19 protein-coding genes are annotated in these 16,459 nt (G+C 69.9%); 1 reads left to right on the forward strand and 18 read right to left on the reverse strand.

Annotated features, from left to right (window positions below; all coding sequences use genetic code 11):
* Window positions 1-79 precede the first annotated feature (79 nt).
* The 6 genes from QA861_RS11965 to rpsB all read right to left on the reverse strand — a co-directional run bounded on the left by QA861_RS11965 (window position 80) and on the right by rpsB (window position 5,551).
* Window positions 80-751 carry a hypothetical protein gene (locus tag QA861_RS11965; RefSeq protein ID WP_334588326.1) on the reverse strand — a complete coding sequence of 224 codons (672 nt, stop codon included), beginning with the start codon at window positions 749-751 and terminating at the stop codon, window positions 80-82.
* Between the two features lie 125 nt (window positions 752-876).
* Window positions 877-2,001, reverse strand: coding sequence for a phosphatidate cytidylyltransferase (locus QA861_RS11970; RefSeq protein ID WP_334588327.1), 1,125 nt, complete (start codon window positions 1,999-2,001; stop codon window positions 877-879).
* Window positions 2,001-2,558 carry a ribosome recycling factor gene (gene frr / locus QA861_RS11975; RefSeq protein ID WP_006373551.1) on the reverse strand — a complete coding sequence of 186 codons (558 nt, stop codon included), beginning with the start codon at window positions 2,556-2,558 and terminating at the stop codon, window positions 2,001-2,003. Before frr ends, QA861_RS11970 begins: the two co-directional genes overlap by 1 nt.
* 154 nt (window positions 2,559-2,712) lie before the next feature.
* The gene (pyrH, locus tag QA861_RS11980) at window positions 2,713-3,471 is read right to left on the reverse strand and encodes a UMP kinase (protein WP_327697978.1); all 759 of its coding nucleotides are present in this window, start codon (window positions 3,469-3,471) and stop codon (window positions 2,713-2,715) included.
* Between the two features lie 201 nt (window positions 3,472-3,672).
* Window positions 3,673-4,509, reverse strand: a complete 837-nt coding sequence (gene tsf, locus QA861_RS11985) for a translation elongation factor Ts (RefSeq protein WP_334588328.1) — start codon at window positions 4,507-4,509, stop codon at window positions 3,673-3,675.
* Between the two features lie 100 nt (window positions 4,510-4,609).
* On the reverse strand, window positions 4,610-5,551 hold the full coding sequence (rpsB, locus tag QA861_RS11990) for a 30S ribosomal protein S2 (protein ID WP_334588329.1): 942 nt from the start codon (window positions 5,549-5,551) through the stop codon (window positions 4,610-4,612).
* 270 nt (window positions 5,552-5,821) lie between these two features.
* Here rpsB and QA861_RS11995 point away from each other — a divergent pair, with 270 nt between their 5' ends.
* Window positions 5,822-6,433 carry a peptidoglycan DD-metalloendopeptidase family protein gene (locus QA861_RS11995; RefSeq protein ID WP_334588330.1) on the forward strand — a complete coding sequence of 204 codons (612 nt, stop codon included), beginning with the start codon at window positions 5,822-5,824 and terminating at the stop codon, window positions 6,431-6,433.
* Between the two features lie 52 nt (window positions 6,434-6,485).
* On the opposite strand, the gene QA861_RS12000 is transcribed toward QA861_RS11995, so the two are convergent.
* The 12 genes from QA861_RS12000 to rplS all read right to left on the reverse strand — a co-directional run bounded on the left by QA861_RS12000 (window position 6,486) and on the right by rplS (window position 16,453).
* Complete coding sequence (locus QA861_RS12000) at window positions 6,486-7,043, reverse strand: TetR/AcrR family transcriptional regulator (RefSeq protein WP_334590525.1); 558 nt, start codon at window positions 7,041-7,043, stop codon at window positions 6,486-6,488.
* Between the two features lie 107 nt (window positions 7,044-7,150).
* Window positions 7,151-7,993 carry an RNA polymerase sigma factor WhiG gene (gene whiG, locus QA861_RS12005; RefSeq protein ID WP_334588331.1) on the reverse strand — a complete coding sequence of 281 codons (843 nt, stop codon included), beginning with the start codon at window positions 7,991-7,993 and terminating at the stop codon, window positions 7,151-7,153.
* Between the two features lie 322 nt (window positions 7,994-8,315).
* Entirely contained in the window at window positions 8,316-9,521 is a 1,206-nt protein-coding gene (gene dprA / locus QA861_RS12010) for a DNA-processing protein DprA (RefSeq protein ID WP_334588332.1), read from the reverse strand.
* Window positions 9,518-11,143, reverse strand: a complete 1,626-nt coding sequence (locus tag QA861_RS12015; RefSeq protein WP_334588333.1) for a YifB family Mg chelatase-like AAA ATPase — start codon at window positions 11,141-11,143, stop codon at window positions 9,518-9,520. Before QA861_RS12015 ends, dprA begins: the two co-directional genes overlap by 4 nt.
* Window positions 11,143-11,565 carry a YraN family protein gene (locus QA861_RS12020; protein WP_334588334.1) on the reverse strand — a complete coding sequence of 141 codons (423 nt, stop codon included), beginning with the start codon at window positions 11,563-11,565 and terminating at the stop codon, window positions 11,143-11,145. The genes QA861_RS12015 and QA861_RS12020 overlap by 1 nt, the downstream gene beginning before the upstream one ends.
* A 107-nt stretch (window positions 11,566-11,672) precedes the next feature.
* Window positions 11,673-11,981: a DUF2469 domain-containing protein gene (locus tag QA861_RS12025; protein ID WP_003965949.1), complete on the reverse strand. Its 309-nt coding sequence runs from the start codon at window positions 11,979-11,981 to the stop codon at window positions 11,673-11,675.
* Window positions 11,982-12,036: 55 nt separating this feature from the next.
* Window positions 12,037-12,561 (reverse strand): NUDIX hydrolase, encoded by a 525-nt coding sequence (locus QA861_RS12030; protein ID WP_334588335.1) that lies wholly within the window; start codon window positions 12,559-12,561, stop codon window positions 12,037-12,039.
* Entirely contained in the window at window positions 12,551-13,297 is a 747-nt protein-coding gene (gene lepB / locus QA861_RS12035) for a signal peptidase I (protein WP_334588336.1), read from the reverse strand. The genes QA861_RS12030 and lepB (QA861_RS12035) overlap by 11 nt, the downstream gene beginning before the upstream one ends.
* 37 nt (window positions 13,298-13,334) lie before the next feature.
* Window positions 13,335-14,336, reverse strand: coding sequence for a signal peptidase I (gene lepB / locus QA861_RS12040; RefSeq protein ID WP_334588337.1), 1,002 nt, complete (start codon window positions 14,334-14,336; stop codon window positions 13,335-13,337).
* Window positions 14,227-15,309, reverse strand: a complete 1,083-nt coding sequence (gene lepB / locus QA861_RS12045) for a signal peptidase I (RefSeq protein ID WP_334588338.1) — start codon at window positions 15,307-15,309, stop codon at window positions 14,227-14,229. The genes lepB (QA861_RS12040) and lepB (QA861_RS12045) overlap by 110 nt, the downstream gene beginning before the upstream one ends.
* Complete coding sequence (gene lepB / locus QA861_RS12050; RefSeq protein ID WP_334588339.1) at window positions 15,302-16,042, reverse strand: signal peptidase I; 741 nt, start codon at window positions 16,040-16,042, stop codon at window positions 15,302-15,304. Before lepB (QA861_RS12050) ends, lepB (QA861_RS12045) begins: the two co-directional genes overlap by 8 nt.
* 60 nt (window positions 16,043-16,102) lie before the next feature.
* Entirely contained in the window at window positions 16,103-16,453 is a 351-nt protein-coding gene (gene rplS, locus QA861_RS12055) for a 50S ribosomal protein L19 (RefSeq protein ID WP_030797849.1), read from the reverse strand.
* Window positions 16,454-16,459: the final 6 nt, after the last annotated feature.

Below are 16,459 nucleotides of genomic sequence, written 5' to 3' on the forward strand. Positions count from 1 at the left end.
ATCCGGACACCCCCTCGCTGCCCTGTGGACAACCTCACCCGCGGGCACAGAAACCCAGGTCAGCGGCCCTTCTGCGCTCTCACTGAGGCGCCGCAGCCATCACTCCCCGAAGCTGCGTCACCTCCCGCTCCAGCTCGCGGTAGTGGTCGCTGACCTTGCGCCGGGCCGTCGGGGTGACGCGGCCCCCGTCCAGTTCGGCCAGTCGGTGCCCCAGGGCGGCAAGGTCCGTCTGCCAGCCGTGCCAGCCGTCGGCGCCCTGGGCGACGGCCAGCTCGTCCTGGGCGGCCCGCAGGGTCGCGTGGGCCGTCTGACGCAGCGGGAGGATGGCGGCGCGGAGCCGTTCGGTGCGCTCACGGAGATAGACGAGGGACTCGCCGACTCCGGCGCACGTCTCCCCCAGTTCGGTCATCGATCTGGTGTGCTCCCCGAGCGCGCCCAGCCAGGGAACGGCCGCCTCGACACCGTTCTCCGCCGCCGCGACAGCCCCGGTACGGATCTCGTCGTAGTACTGCGAAACACCGTCCAGGTCGGCGAAGACACTCACGGCCCCGGTCGTCTGTTCACGGATGGTGTCCGAGGGCAGTCCGTCGCCCTGATCGAGCAGCGCCTCGATCCGCGCCAACTCGCCCCGAACCGCTCGTCGCAGCTCCAGCAGAGCCTGGTGAGCGGCGTCGGCCGCCTCCACCGGGCCGGCGACAGCTGCCAGCCCCTCGGCCTGCCGCTGGCGTCTGGCCCGACTACGCCCCCACATGCACGCCACCCCTTCCGGACGGATCGACCGCACTGAAGTCGATCTTAGGTTCGAAAGGGGTGGTTTCGGGCCGACGTGGGTTCTTCACAGGAAATCCGGACCGTACTGGAACATTCCGGCCGCCCTCAGCCCACGAAGGCGACGAACAGCAACCACACGACAGGAGCCGTGGGAAGCAGCGAGTCCAGCCGGTCCATGATGCCGCCGTGCCCGGGCAACAGCGTGCCCATGTCCTTGATGCCCAGGTCCCGCTTGATCATGGACTCGCCGAGGTCGCCGAGCGTGGCGCTCACCGCGACCGCGAGGCCCAGCAGCAGCCCCTGCCACCAGGTGCCGTCGTCGATGACGTACTCCATCAGCAGCGCGCCCGCCACCATCGCGAACGTGACAGCGCCGAACAGACCCTCGCGGGTCTTGCCGGGGCTGATGCGCGGGGCGAGCTTGTGCTTGCCGAAGCGCCAGCCGATCGCGTACGCGCCGGTGTCGCTGACGACCGTCAGGAGCAGGAACGTCATGACGCGCTGCGCACCGTCGTCGGCGGTGAGCATCATCGCGACGAACGTCGCCAGGAACGGGACGTAGAAAGCAGCAAAGACGCCTGCCGTGACGTCCTTCAGATAGCCCTCGGGGGGTTCCGTCATACGCCAGACCAGGACCGCGAGCGCGGTCAGCGCCATCGCGACCCACGCGCCCTCGGGACCCCGGACGTAGCCGGCGACGACCATCGCGGCCCCGCCGAGCGCGAGCGGCACCAGCGGTGCCTTGATGCCCTTGCGTTCCTGGAGCCGGGACGTCAGTTCCCACAGGCCGACCACGACGGCGACCGCGATCACGCCGACGAAGGCGGCCTTGACGACGAACAGCGACGCGATGATCACCGCGCCGAGCCCGACGCCGACACCTATGGCCGCGCCGAGGTCCCGACCCGCGCTCTTCTTCGGGACGGGGGCGGGCTGCTGGGCGTCGTCGGGCGTGGGCATGGAATCCGGCTTCTGCGGCACCGCCCCGTAGGGCTGTGCCTGCGGCTTCTCGTCGCGGAACAAGGGGCCGCCCGGCCGAGCGGCCCCCCGGTCGTCATCCTGGTCTCCGCCATGTGCGGGTACGTCGGGCACGATGGGCATGGGGCGAGTCTGCTGCGCGTGCTGCGCATCGTACGCGGGACCCGCCGGGGCAGCCCCCTGGACAGGCCCTCCGTCGGACGGCCCCCAGTACCCGGCGTGGGGCTGCGCCCCCCAGGAAGAGTCGTTCATCAGACTTCGAGAAGCTCCGCTTCCTTGTGCTTGAGAAGCTCGTCCACCTGCGCGACGTACTTCGCGGTGGTGTCGTCGAGCTCCTTCTCCGCGCGACGGCCCTCGTCCTCGCCGACCTCGCCGTCCTTGACGAACTTGTCGATGGTGTCCTTGGCCTTGCGGCGGATGGACCGGATCGAGATCTTGGAGTCCTCGGCCTTGGTCCGGGCCACCTTGATGTAGTCCTTGCGGCGTTCCTGGGTGAGCTCGGGGAACACCACGCGGATGATGTTTCCGTCGTTGCTCGGGTTGACGCCGAGGTCGGAGTCGCGGATCGCCTGTTCGATGTTGCGCATCGCGGTCTTGTCGAACGGGGTCACCACGGCCATCCGCGGTTCGGGCACGGAGAAAGAGGCCAGCTGGTTGATCGGCGTCAACGCGCCGTAGTAGTCGGCCACGATCTTGTTGAACATCGCCGGGTGCGCACGGCCGGTGCGGATCGCGGCGAAGTCCTCCTTGGCGACCACGACGGCCTTCTCCATCTTCTCCTCGGCCTCGAGGAGGGTCTCTTCGATCACCACTTGCTCCTGCGTGTCTTGAGTAGGCCCGGCTGCTGGTCTCGGTCAGGCCGGCGGCCGGCTGCGTCGCGTCTTCTTCCTGCACGGTTCCCGACCGGCAGGACATTGTCCATCCCCCGCTCAGGGTCCGTCCCCGGGCAGGGCTGATACCCGGTCAGTCCCGGCTGCCCTGTTCACCGACGAGTGTGCCGATCTTCTCACCCTTGACGGCCCGGGCGATATTGCCCTCGGTCAGAAGCTCGAAGACCAGGATCGGGAGCTTGTTGTCACGGCACAGCGTGATCGCGGTCATGTCGGCGACCTTGAGGTCCCGGGTGATGACCTCGCCGTAGCCGAGCGAGTCGAACTTGACGGCCTCGGGATTGGTCTTCGGGTCGGAGTCGTAGACCCCGTCCACGCCGTTCTTGCCCATCAGCAGTGCCTCGGCGTCGATCTCCAGGGCGCGCTGTGCGGCGGTCGTGTCGGTGGAGAAGTACGGCATGCCCATACCGGCACCGAAGATGACCACACGGCCCTTCTCCAGGTGTCGTACGGCGCGCAGCGGAATGTACGGCTCGGCGACCTGACCCATGGTGATGGCGGTCTGGACCCGGCTGTCGATGCCCTCCTTCTCCAGGAAGTCCTGGAGAGCGAGGCAGTTCATGACGGTGCCGAGCATGCCCATGTAGTCCGAGCGGGCCCGGTCCATGCCGCGCTGCTGCAGTTCCGCACCGCGAAAGAAGTTGCCGCCGCCGAGGACGACGGCGATCTGGGAGCCGTCGCGCACGACGGCCGCGATCTCGCGGGCAATCTTGTGCACCACGTCGGGGTCGACGCCCAGGCCCCCGCCACCGGAGAAGGCCTCTCCGGACAGCTTCAGCATGTACCTGCCGCGCACTTTGCCGTCGTCGCTCTTCTGGGCCTTGGTGGTCATCGAGATCTCGCCTCTTCACGTGTCACACATACGAAGGAGGCCATTGCCGATGGGGTGTCGTCGCATCCCATGCTCGGCAATGGCCTCCTCGTCAGATCTGCTGTCGTCCGCCACGCGCGCGTGCATGACGGCGTACGCGCGCGACTGTCATCGACCCTATAGGTATGCCTACGCGGGCCGCGCGTCGATCGCGGTACGGACTCAGATGCCGACCTTGATGCGCGTGAAGCGCTTCAGGGTGACACCGGCCTCGTCCAGGACCTTCTGGACGGACTTCTTGTTGTCCAGCGCGTACGGCTGGCCGAGCAGCGTGGCTTCCTTGAAGAAGCCGTTGACGCGCCCCTCGACGATCTTCGGCAGGGCGGCCTCGGGCTTGCCCTCGGCGCGGGTGGTCTCCTCGGCGACGCGGCGCTCGGTCTCGACGACCTCGGCCGGCACGTCCTCCTTGGAGAGGTACTTCGGCGCGAAGGCGGCGATGTGCTGGGCGATGCCCTTGGCGACCTCGGCATTGGGCTTGTCCAGCTCGACGAGGACACCGATCTGCGGGGGCAGGTCGGGCATCGTGCGGTGCATGTAGGCCAGCACGAAACCGTCCGCGTACTGCGCGAAGCGGTCCAGGACGATCTTCTCGCCCAGGTTGGCGTTGGCCTCGTCGACGTACGCCTGGACCGTCTTGCCGGACTCGATCTCGGAGGCGAGCAGCGCCTCCAGGTCGGCCGGGGAGGTCTTGGCGACGTGCTCGGCGAGCGCGTTGGCGGCAGCCTGGAACTTCTCGCCCTTGGCGACGAAGTCCGTCTCGCACTTCAGCTCGACGAGGACACCGGAGGTGTTGTCGTCGGCGATGATCGAGACGACCGCGCCGTTCTCGGCGGAACGGCCCTCGCGCTTGGCGACGCCCTTCTGGCCCTTGATGCGCAGGGCCTCGACGGCCTTGTCGACCTCGCCCTCGGCCTCGTCCAGTGCCTTCTTGCAGTCCATCATGCCGGCGCCGGTGAGCTCACGGAGCTTCTTGACGTCGGCGGCGGTGTAGTTCGCCATGATTCTCGGAGTCTCTCTCGAAGTCTGAAAGATCTACGGACCGAACGGCGGGGGGCCGATGGAGGTGCCCCCGCCGTTCGACAACCCGAAGGGGTGAGGGTCAGGCCTGCTCGGCGGCGTCGGCCGGAGCCTCGGCAGCGGGCGCCTCGACGGGGGCCTCAGCGGCGGCCTCGACCTCGGCCTCGGCAGCGGCCTCGACCGGAGCCTCCTCGGCGGGGGCCTCAGCGGCAGCAGCCTCGGCGGCGGGCGCCTCGGCGTCGTCGGCCTTCTTCTCGCCCTCGAGGAGGTCGCGCTCCCACTCGGCGAGGGGCTCGGCGACGGCCTTCTCGCCCTTGTCACCGGTGTTGACGCCGGAGCGGGACATGAGGCCCTCGGCGACAGCGTCGGCGATCACGCGGGTGAGCAGGGTGACGGAGCGGATCGCGTCGTCGTTGCCCGGGATCTTGTAGTCGACCTCGTCGGGGTCGCAGTTGGTGTCGAGGATCGCGACGACCGGGATGTTGAGCTTCCGGGCCTCACCGACCGCGATGTGCTCCTTCTTGGTGTCCACGATCCAGACGGCGCTGGGCACCTTGGACATCTCGCGGATACCACCGAGGGTCTTCTCCAGCTTGGCCTTCTCGCGCGAGAGCACGAGAAGCTCCTTCTTGGTGAGACCCGACGCGGCGACGTCCTCGAAGTCGATCTGCTCGAGCTCCTTGAGGCGCTGCAGACGCTTGTAGACGGTCGAGAAGTTGGTGAGCATGCCGCCCAGCCAGCGCTGGTTGACGTAGGGCATGCCGACGCGGGTCGCCTGCTCGGCGATCGCTTCCTGCGCCTGCTTCTTCGTGCCGACGAACATGACCGTGCCGCCGTGGGCGACGGTCTCCTTGACGAACTCGTAGGCGCGGTCGATGTACGACAGCGACTGGAGCAGGTCGATGATGTAGATGCCGTTGCGCTCCGTGAAGATGAAGCGCTTCATCTTCGGGTTCCAACGACGGGTCTGGTGACCGAAGTGGACGCCGCTTTCCAGCAGCTCCCGCATCGTGACGACGGCCATGGCCGTTCTCCTTGTGTTTCTCGGTTGTGCCGCGGGTACCGGTCGGCACCCGCGCCTGACGCCCGATTGCGCCTTGCCACGAGGGACCGAGGGGCGCTGACACCGGCCTTGTAGGGGCCTGATGTCGGGGCGTGCGAAGTCGACCCGGTCACCCGGATCGCCAAAGGAAGTGTACGGGAACCGCGAGGCCTCGGGTGACGCCGTTATCCACAACCGGTCAGTACTCCACAGGTCCACCCAGACCGTCCCGAATCGCGCGAGGCTCCCCCCATGCGAGCGAAACGAGGAATGCGTGGAGGAGGACGTCGGGGCCTTGGAGTGCTGCTGGCCCTGACGCTGACACTGACGGCATCGACGGCGCGCGGGGCCGGGGCGGCTCCGCCGACGGAACCCCGCCCGGCGGACGTCCCTTCGACCCCCGCGATCGCCCGCACCTGGCCGGTGGGCTCCCGCCCCCTGGTCCTACGAGCCTGGGAGCCTCCCCCGACGCCCTACGCCGGCGGTCACCGGGGCGTGGACCTGGCGGCCACCCCCGGTACCCCGGTTCGCGCGGTGGCGGCGGGCCGGGTCTACTTCGCGGGCCGGGTGGCGGGCCGGGGAGTCGTCTCCGTGGAACTGTCGGGCACGGGCGCCCCGCCCCTGCGCACGACATACGAACCGGTGACGGCCGCAGTGGTGAAGGGCGCGGAGGTGACGGCGGGCGAGGTGGTGGGCACGGTGGAGGTCGGCAGCGGTCACTGCACGACGGCGTGCGTGCACTGGGGCCTGCTGAGAGGCGACATGTACCTGGATCCGCTGACCCTGCTGCCTCCATGGCTGCTGCACAGGGGCCCGTCCCGCCTCCTACCGGTACTGGGCGTACCGCTGCCCGCCCAGCCGTAGCCGTACACGGCCCGACCGAGCCACCGGGCCCGCGCCGACCCACGGGGCCGGTTCAGCCCCGTACACCCCGCAGCGCCATCGCCACAGCCGCGTCGGTGATCACCGCAGGATCTTCCGTCATCCCGAACTCGATCCGCCGCACAGCCGCGTCCACGATCCCCTGCAGCAACATCGCGGCCATCCGGGGCTGCTCATGCCCGATGTCCCGCAGCGCCTCGACCACCATCGCGACGAGCGCCCCGTGTGCGGCCCGGATCCTCTCCCGGGCCCCCGCGTCCAGTTCACTCGCCGAGATCGCGACCACGGCCCGGTGCCGGCGGTCACCCACCAGGGCGAGCTGCTGGCGTACATAGGCCTCGACCTTGTCCTCTGGCCCCTCGGCCGCGGCCATCGCCGCCTCGACCTCGGCCGCCCAGACCGGGAAGTCGACCGCGCACAGTTCCTCGACGACGCAGGCCCGCGACCGGAAGTACTCGTACACGGACGACCGCGCGAGCCCGGTCCGCTCGGCCAGGGCCGGGAAGGTCAGCGCCTCCGTCCCGCCCTCGGACAGCAGGGACCTCGCCGCGTCCAGCAGGGCGGCTCGCTGCATCGACCGGTGCTCGGCCACGGAGGCCGCTCGAATCCTTGGCACGTCAGCCACTGTACGGACGGACCGCCCCGCAGGGGAGATCCTCCGGTCACCCGGGCCGCCTGGCCAGGTCAGGTCAGGTCAGGTCAGCGACCGAAGCTCGCCAGCTTCGCGCGCAGTTGCAGGACCGACTTGGTGTGGATCTGGCTGACCCGGCTCTCGGTCACGCCCAGCACGTTGCCGATCTCCGCGAGGGTGAGCCCCTCGTAGTAGTACAGCGTCACCACGGTCTTCTCCCGGTCGGGCAGCGTGTTGATCGCCCGCGCGAGGAACCGCCGCAGCTCCCGGCCCTCGGCCACCTCGACCGGGTTGTCGGCGGCGGTGTCCTCCAGCGTGTCCATGAGGCTCAACCGGTCCCCGCCCTCGCCCCCGGCATGCAGCAGTTCCTCCAGCGCCACCACGTTCGCCAGCGACAACTGACTGAACACCGCGTGGAGTTCGTCGACCGCGATGCCCATCTCGGCGGCCACCTCGCCCTCCGACGGCGTCCGCCGCAGGCGCGCCTCCAGCGTCGCGTACGCCCGCTCCACGTTCCGCGCCTTCTGCCGCACCGACCGCGGAATCCAGTCCAGCGCCCGCAGTTCGTCGATCATGGCGCCCCGGATGCGCGTGATCGCGTACGTCTCGAACTTGATCTCCCGCTCGATGTCGAACTTCTCGATCGCGTCGATCAGCCCGAACACCCCGGAGGAGACGAAGTCCGCCTGCTCGACGTTGGGCGGCAGCCCGACGCTCACCCGGCCGGCGACGTACTTCACGAGCGGCGAGTAGTGCAGGATCAACTGCTCCCGCAGCCGCTCGTCGCCCGTCGTCTTGTACGAACGCCACAGCTCGTCGACCGTCGAGGGAGCGGGCGGGCGCACGTTACCGCCGTCGCGGGCTGCCGGTGGGGCCGCCGCCCGGTCGGACCCGGAGGTGTGCTGGGGCATACGTCGCCTTGTGCCGTTCTGCCGTGAACCGGTGGTGTCTGGATGGGTGCCCGGGTGGGCCGTCGGTCTGTTGCGGTCTGATGTCGAATTACCCGTCTGGTCGAATTGCCTCTCCGACTGCCGGTCTGCGCCGGAATCCACGTGAGCGTAGCGTGACTGAGGTGTCGCAGTGTGCGAGGTCGAGGGGGTGGGGCGTACGCGGATACGTTCCGCTGGATGCCCTCCAGGGGCAGGTCCGTTGCCCTGTGTGACCATCGGAGCGGGTCAACTGTGGGAATTCCCGAGGGCTTCGGGCATCCCCCGGACGGCCGAACACGCTCGGTCAGCACGCGTCCCGCCCGGGCCGGACGGAGATCATCGCCTGGCGTGTCAACTTCCAGCCGTCGTCGTGTCGTTCGACGTAACCAAGTGATCGGAGCTCGTACAGTCTGGCGACCGCGTCGTCCTTCGTCGTCGACGCGCTCAGCGCGATGTCGTCCACGGTCGCCGTCGCGGCGGCGGGCAGCACGGCCAGGACACGTCTTGCCGCCGGTTCCAGCAGGTCACGCGGGAGCACCGGCCCCCGCCTCTCCGGCGCCAGCTCGCCCATGTCCCCGACCAGTTCGGCGACTTCCGCGGCGTCGGTGACCAGCATCGCCTCGCCGCGCAGGAGTTCGTGCACACCGGCGGAGAGCCCGCTGGTGGCGGGCCCCGGCACCCCCATCGTGAACCTCCCCAGCCGCTGCGCCGCCCGTGCCGTGACGAGCGACCCGCTGCGGTACGCGGCCTCGACGACCACGGTTCCCCTGGTGAGGGCCGCGATCACCCGGTTCCGCAGCACGAACCGGCTCTGCGTCGGGTGGTCGCCGGGCGGCAACTCGCCCACCACCAGGCCTTGTTCGGCGATTCTGGTGATCAACTGGGTGTGCCCGCGCGGGTAGGGCCGGTCGACTCCGCAGGCGAGTACGGCGACGGTGGCCCCGCCCGCACCGAGCGCACCCCGGTGCGCGGCCCCGTCGACCCCGTAGGCGCCGCCCGACACCACCACCCATCCGCGCTCCGCGAGCCCGGCGGCGAGCGTGGCCGCCATGTGGGCGCCGTACTCGGTGCAGGCCCGGGCTCCCACCACGGCGACGGACCGCAGCGCCCACATCCGCAGGCTGGGCCGCCCGCGCACCCACAGTCCCGTGGGCCGCGCGTCACCGAGGTCGTCGAGCTGGGCCGGCCACTCCGGCTCGCCGGGCCACACGAAACGCACCCCCGCCGCCCGCGCGACGGCGAGATCCCGCTCGGGCTCGGCCTGCGCGGCCCGCGCGCACAGCCCCGACCATCTGGTCCCGGTGACTCCGGTCAGCATCGGCCCGCCGTCCCTGAGCCGCCGTACCACTTCCACGGCCCCGCGCTCCCGGAGCCACCGCCCCGCGACCTCGTCCCCCGGCTCGACGACCCGGGTGAGGAGGACCCGGGCGAGCCCCTCCGCGGCCGGTCGGCCGCCCTGCTCACCACTCGACCCCTCGCCGGTCGCGTCCCCGGCCGCGTCCCGTGTCATGCCATCGCCCCGATCGCCATCGGCACCCCACGAGGCACCCCCGTACGCAGTTGCAGCGCCAGGGCGACATCCGTCGCGTCGGGCCGGTCATGGCCGACGAGGTCCGCGACGGTCCAGGCGACCCTCAGGACCCGGTCGATCCCGCGCGCGGTGAGCACACCCCGTTCCAGATTCCGCTCGGCCTCCTCCATGGCGCCGGGTACGGCGTGCCAGCGGCTGCGCAGCTCCCGTCCCGGCACCTCGCTGTTGGTCCGCCACGGGGTCCCCACGAGCCGCGCCGACGCCCGCTCCCGGGCCGTGCGCACCCGCTCGGCGACCGTCGCCGTGGACTCGCCCCGCGCCCCGCGCTCGACGAGCTGGGAGCGCGTTACCCGGTCCACCTCGACCCGCAGGTCGACCCGGTCGAGCAGGGGCCCGGAGAGCCGGGCCTGGTAGCGCCGGATCACGGAGGGCGGGCACTCGCAGAGGGTGTCCCGTTGGGAGAAACGGCCGCACGGGCACGGGTTGGCCGCGAGGATCATCAGGAACCTGGCCGGGAACCGCACCACCCCGGCACTCCGTGCGATCACCACGTGCCCGGCCTCCAGGGGCTGGCGCAGGGCGTCCAGCGCCTGGCTCCCGAACTCCGGGGTCTCGTCCAGAAAGAGGATCCCGCGGTGAGCCAGCGAGACGGCTCCGGGCCGCGCCACACCCTGTCCGCCGCCGACGAGTGCCTGCATGGTGGCCGAGTGGTGCGGGGCGCAGTAGGGCGCCGTGTCGATCAGGGGTTTGCCCGGTGGCAGCAGGCCCGCGACCGAGTGGACGGCGGTGACCTCCAGCGACTCCTCCCGGCTGAGCCGGGGCAGGACGGCGGGCAGCCGCTCGGCGAGCATCGTCTTGCCGGCCCCCGGTGGACCTTCGAGGAAGACATGGTGGCCGCCGGCCGCGGCCACCTCCATCGCCGTGCGCGCCGAGTGCTGGCCCACGACGTCGGCGAGGTCGTGGCCGTTGTCGTACTGGGCGGCGCCCATGCTGTGCATCCCCGTGGCCGCCCCGGTGCCCGGCATCCGCAAGCCCGCCATGAGCGGGTCGGGGCGGCCGTGGTCGTCCGGTTCCTCCTCGGGTACGGGCTCGTCGGTGAGAACGGCGATCAGCTGCCGCAGACTGCGCACTCCGAGCACGGACACCCCGGGGACCAGAGCGGCTTCGGCGGCGGCGCACTCCGGCACGACCACCTGTTCGTATCCCGAGTCGGCCGCCGCCAGTACCGCCGGCAGGATGCCCCGGACCGGTCGCACCCGGCCGTCGAGGCCCAGTTCGCCGATCATCACGATGTCGGCGAGGACCCGGGGATCGATCCGCTCGGCGGCCCCGAGGACGGCGGCGGCGATGGCGAGGTCGAAGCCGCTGCCGCTCTTGGGCACGGACGCCGGGCTGAGCCCCACCGTGAGTTTCTTCTGCGGCCAGGCGGCTCCGGAATTGACGACCGCCGCCCGGACCCGGTCCTTGCTCTCCGTGAGGCTCTTGTCGGGCAGTCCCACCAGGGTGAACGCGGCGACGCCGGGTTCGAGATCCGCCTGGACCTCGACGACCACACCCTCGACACCCACCAGCGCCACCGAACACGTACGGGCGAATCCCATCACGCCACCCCCCGCGCGTGTTCCACCACGGGGGCGCCGCGCTCGGGCAGCAGAACGCCGACCAGGTCGATGCGGACGCCGCCAGGTGGTGCTCCCCCGTGTTCCTGGACCCATCGTTCGGCGAGACCCCTCAGCCGCTCGGCCTTGGCCGGCGTGACGGCCGCCATCGGGTGCTGGAAGACTCCGGCGGGTCCGGCCGCCCTGCGCGTCTTGACCTCGCAGACGACGAGCGCGTCGCCGTCCCGGGCCACGATGTCGATCTCGCCGGTACGGCCGGCGCGCCAGTTGCGGTCCAGGACCGTCATTCCGGCCTCGGTCAGCCGTCGCGCGGCCAGATCCTCGCCGTACCTGCCCAGCGCGCCGCGCTGTGCGTTGCCTCGCGCCGGGCTCTGTCCGCCGCCTTGTGCATGGCGTGTGTTCATGTCGGCACCACCTCCGGCGCCAACAATGCGGGCAGTTCAGCGAGCTATTGGATCTTGGTGGACAACCTCGGCATTGTGGATAACTCCGCCACCCGCACGAGTGACGGTCAGCCGCCCGGGAGCTCCAGATCGCTCTTGTTCAGCTCCTCGATGTTCACGTCCTTGAACGTGAGCACCCGGACCTGCTTCACGAACCGGGCCGGCCGGTACATGTCCCACACCCAGGCATCCGCCATCGACACCTCGAAGAACACCTCACCCTGGACCGAGTGCACCTGCATCTCGTAGTCGTTGGTGAGGTAGAAGCGCCGCTCGGTCTCGATCACGTATTTGAACAGACCGACGACATCGCGGTACTCCCGGTAGAGCTTCAGCTCCATCTCGGTCTCGTACTTCTCGAGGTCCTCGGCGCTCATGGCATGTTCCCCTTCAGCCGTGCGTCCCCCCATTGTGCGCCAGTACCGCGATCCTCTAGACGATTTCCGTGTCGAGGACCTCGGGCATGGGCGGGGGACCTTCGTCGAGCACCTTGCGCAGGAGCTCGGCGAGTCTGGTCGGATACACCGTCTCATGTGCCCGGGTCAGTTCCTGGCACGTCCACCAACGCGCTCCGGCGACACTGCGCCGTTCCAGCTCGGTCTGGCCCGTGGCCCGGGTCTCCGTCCGTTCCGTACGGGCCAGGAAGTACCACTCGTCCTGGTCCCAGCGGCGCCCCGCGAAGGGGAAGGAACAGCTGCGCCGCCACAGCACCGGCCCGAGTTCGACCTCGGTGATGCCGGTCTCCTCCGCGAGTTCCCGCAGCGCGGCCTCCTCGCGGGTCTCGTCACCCTCCAGGCCGCCACCGGGAGTGAACCACCAGGCGACCGCCGGATCGTCCGGCTCGTGCCCGTGCAGCAGCAGGATCCGGTCCTGGGGATCGAGGAGCACCACTCGGGACACCTCGCGTGTTCCGCCGGTGTACGAGTCGTCCGCGGCGCCCACCGGCTCAGCGGGCACCGGCCGGCTCCGCCACCGCGCCGACCCGCCGCTTCGACGCCCGGTTGGCGATCGGCCCGTAGGCGCCACCGCCCAGGACCAGTACCCCGCCCGCCACGATCGCGATGGTGAGCAGCCGCAGCGGCCCCGGTGTCGACAGGGCGCCCAGCGGCTCGAAGCCCGTGGGCCGGGCCAGCATGCCGTTCATGGGCCACACCACGGCGTCGACGCGTGCGTCCACTCCGCTGCGCGGCACCGTGCCGTTGAAGGCCTCCGTGAGATGAGCCGTGGAGTCCAGGGATCCGGTGCGCTCGTCACCGAGCAGGAACAGACGCCCCTCGGGGACCGTGACCGACGGGATGGCGGTCAGCTCGGCCACCTGGCCCTTGCGCAGGTAGGGCTCCTGGATCTGCTTGCCGTTGACGACCAGCTTGCCGTCCGTGCAGCAGGAGACCGTGTCCCCGCCCACGGCCACGACCCGCTTGACCAGGGGCATGTCGCCCCAGCTCTCCTGCCTGAAGACCACGACGTCACCGCGCTTGATGTCGCCGCCGTCGATCCGCTGGGCCAGCACCCGGTCGCCGGCGACGATGGTGGGCGACATGGAGTCCGTCGGCACGGTGTACGGCTGGTAGAGGATCGCGCCCCAGACGAAGCCGCCGAGGAAGAGCACACAGCCGAGGGCCATGGCCAGTCCCGACAGCTTGCTGCCGAGCCGCCCGCGGCCCTCGTCCGTACGTGTCGTCGTACTGCTCATCCCAGTGGTCTCCCAGATCGCGGCCTGGGACGGCACCCTACCCGGCGGTACCGGACCCGGGAACACCGGAGTTTCCGACGGTAACGGGAGCATCCGTACGACCGCCCGCTCGGCGCCTGCGCCACAGGACCAGCGGGACGGCGCCCGCGAGGCCCAGCGCGCCCGGTGCGGCGGCGCTCAGGTTCTGGTCGAACGTGTCGGGAATCGGCAGCGTGTTCCAGCGGGTGGGCGGCCAGGCGACCACGATGGCGCGGCCGACGACGTTGCCCACCGGGACGAAGCCCTGGTTCTTGTCCTCCTGGTGATACCGGGAGTCCAGGGAGTTCTGCCGGTGGTCACCCATGACCCAGATTTTGCCCTTGGGTACCGTCACCTTGAACTGGCCGCCCTGGTCGTCGACGCTGCACGGGGTGTTACCCGCGTACACGAACGACGCGTCGTCGAGCGCCTTGCCGTTGACCTTCAGCGGGCCCGTGCCCTTGCACTCGACGGTGTCGCCGCCGACGCCGATGACCCGCTTGATGAGGTCCTTCTCGTTGGCGGACGGCATCAGGCCGATCCAGCCGAGGACCCGCTGCACGGGGTTCGGTTCGACGGTCGGCTCGCCGGCCAGCCAGTCGGCGGGGTCGTGGAAGACGACGACCTCACCGCGCTCGGGCTCGGAGCCGAACCACGGGGTCAGCTTGTCGACCAGGACCCGGTCGCCCTGCTCCAGCGTGTGCTGCATGGAGTCGGAGGGGATGGAGAACGCCTGGACCAGGAAGGTCTTGATCAGCAGCGCGAGCACCAGCGCGATGCCGATGAGCAGCGGCAACTCCTTCCAGAAGGAGCGCTGCTTCCTGGGCTTGTGGCCGGGCTCGTCAAGGTCCTGCGCCGTGTCGTCCCCGGAGTCCCCTGAGCCGCTCCCCGGGAGCCCTGGGGCCCCGGAGTCACTCCCTGCGGGGACGGCGTCCTCTGCGGCCGGTGAACCCGGCTCCGCGGGGCGCTGTTCCTCGGGACCGTCCTGTCCGGACCGTGCGCCGACCGCCAAATCCCCCACATCCACTCCTCACTCCGAACCACCGCCCACGCCGGAAGCGACGCAGGCCCACCACTCCCATAACGAGCGGGAGTTCCGCAGGGGTCGGGAGCGGGATCGATCCATACCGATCCGCGGAAGCCACCCTATGCGACGAGCCGAGGGCCGAGGCCGACCCACCCGGCACCGTGGAGAACGTGTTCGGCTCCTCCAGACGGGTCCAGTGGCCGAACGGCCAGGCGATGACCATGGCCCGGCCCACGACGGAGGTCTCGGCCACGGTGCCGCTGTACGCCTCGGTGCGGTGGTAGCGGGAGTCGGCGGAGTTGGCCCGGTGGTCGCCCATGACGAACAGGCGCCCCTCGGGGACCTTCACCTCGAAGGTGAACGACGACGGCTTGTTGCCGGGGTGGATGTAGGTCGTCTCGTTGAGCGGCATGCCGTTGACCGTCACGCGGCCCTGGGAGTCGCAGCACTTGACGGTGTCGCCGCCGACGGCGACGACGCGTTTGATGAGGTCCTTCTCGTCGTCCGAGGGCAGCAGACCGATGAAGGTGAGACCCTGCTTGAACTGCTTGACGACGATGGGGTCCTCGCCCTTCGCCGTGGTCGGCTCGTCGTCGAGCCAGCCGCCGGGGTCCTTGAAGACGACGACGTCACCGCGCTGGGGCTTGGAGCCGAACCAGGGGGTGAACTTGTCCACGAGGACACGGTCACCGATCTGGATCGTGTTCTCCATCGAGCCCGACGGGATGACGAACGCCTGCACGAGGAACGTCTTCAGGACCAGCGCGATGAGCACCGCGACGCCCACCAGAAGGGGTATCTCCTTGACGGCCGAGCGCCGTCTGCGCGCCTTGACCTTGCGCTGGAGCTTGCGCCGCTCGGCCCGGCCCGGCCTGGCGGCGGCACCGGACGCCCGGCGGGAGCCGGTGGGCAGCAGTTGCTCGGCAGCGGTGCTGGGCGCACCGCGCGGTTTACCGCGGTTACCCATGGACACCGTCCGACGTGCCGACCGCGGTCGCCTCCGGGGCGGGCACGCGCGCGTACGAGCCGGGTCGGTCCAGGCGGGTCCAGTGCTCGCGGGGCCAGGCGATCCAGTCGGCCCGGCCGATCACCCTCCCGACGGGGACCATCCCACCGCCAGGGGAACCCAGGTGGTCCCGGGAGTCCCTGGAGTCGCTGCGGTGGTCCCCCAGGACGAAGAGGCCGCCCTCGGGCACCACGACGTCGAAGGACACCGTGGACGGGCTGTCACCGGGGTAAAGGAACGTCGACTCGTCGACCGACCGGCCGTTCACCTCGATTCTCCCCTCCTTGTCGCAGCAGACCACGTGGTCTCTCCCCACACCCACAACGCGCTTGATGTAGTCGGCGTGCCCGAAGTAGCCGGTTCCGTCGAACACGACGACGTCACCGCGCTGCGGCTCGGCACCGAAACGGTACGCGAACTTATTTACGAGAACGCGGTCCCCGATCCTCAATCCGCCCTCCATCGAGCGGCTGGGAATTTCGAACGGCTGGATGACGAACCTGCTGGAGAGGAGCAGAAAAAGCAGGCAGACCAGCAAAGTCAGGGTGATCCGTCCACCCGGGAGCCATTCGGCCGCCCAGGACACCAACGCAAAACGCGACCGGTCCTCCGGCCCCTCGGTGTCCGAGATCTTCTCGGATCGAGCAGGGCGGGAGGAGCGGTCGCGCTCCGTCTGCTGTGCTTGGGTGTTCATCGGGGCAGGATGCTATCCGGCCTCGATGTGAGCCTTCTTTACATCGGGCTCGCCGACAGCTCAGTTGTCGCGCTTCTCCTTGATCTTCGCGGCCTTGCCGCGCAGCTCACGGAGGTAGTACAGCTTGGCGCGACGCACGTCACCACGCGTGACCAGCTCGATCTTCTCGACGATCGGGGTGTGCACCGGGAAGGTGCGCTCGACGCCGACGGAGAACGAGACCTTGCGAACCGTGAAGGTCTCGCGGACACCGGCGCCCTGACGGCGGATGACTACGCCCTTGAACTGCTGCACACGGGAGCGGTTGCCCTCGATGACGCGGACGTGGACGTTGACGGTGTCACCCGGGCGGAAGGCCGGGATGTCGCTGCGCAGCGACGCGGAGTCGACGGTATCGAGCAGGTGAGACATTTCGTC

The sequence above is a fragment of the Streptomyces sp. B21-083 genome, assembly GCF_036898825.1.
Taxonomy (GTDB): Bacteria; Actinomycetota; Actinomycetes; order Streptomycetales; family Streptomycetaceae; genus Streptomyces.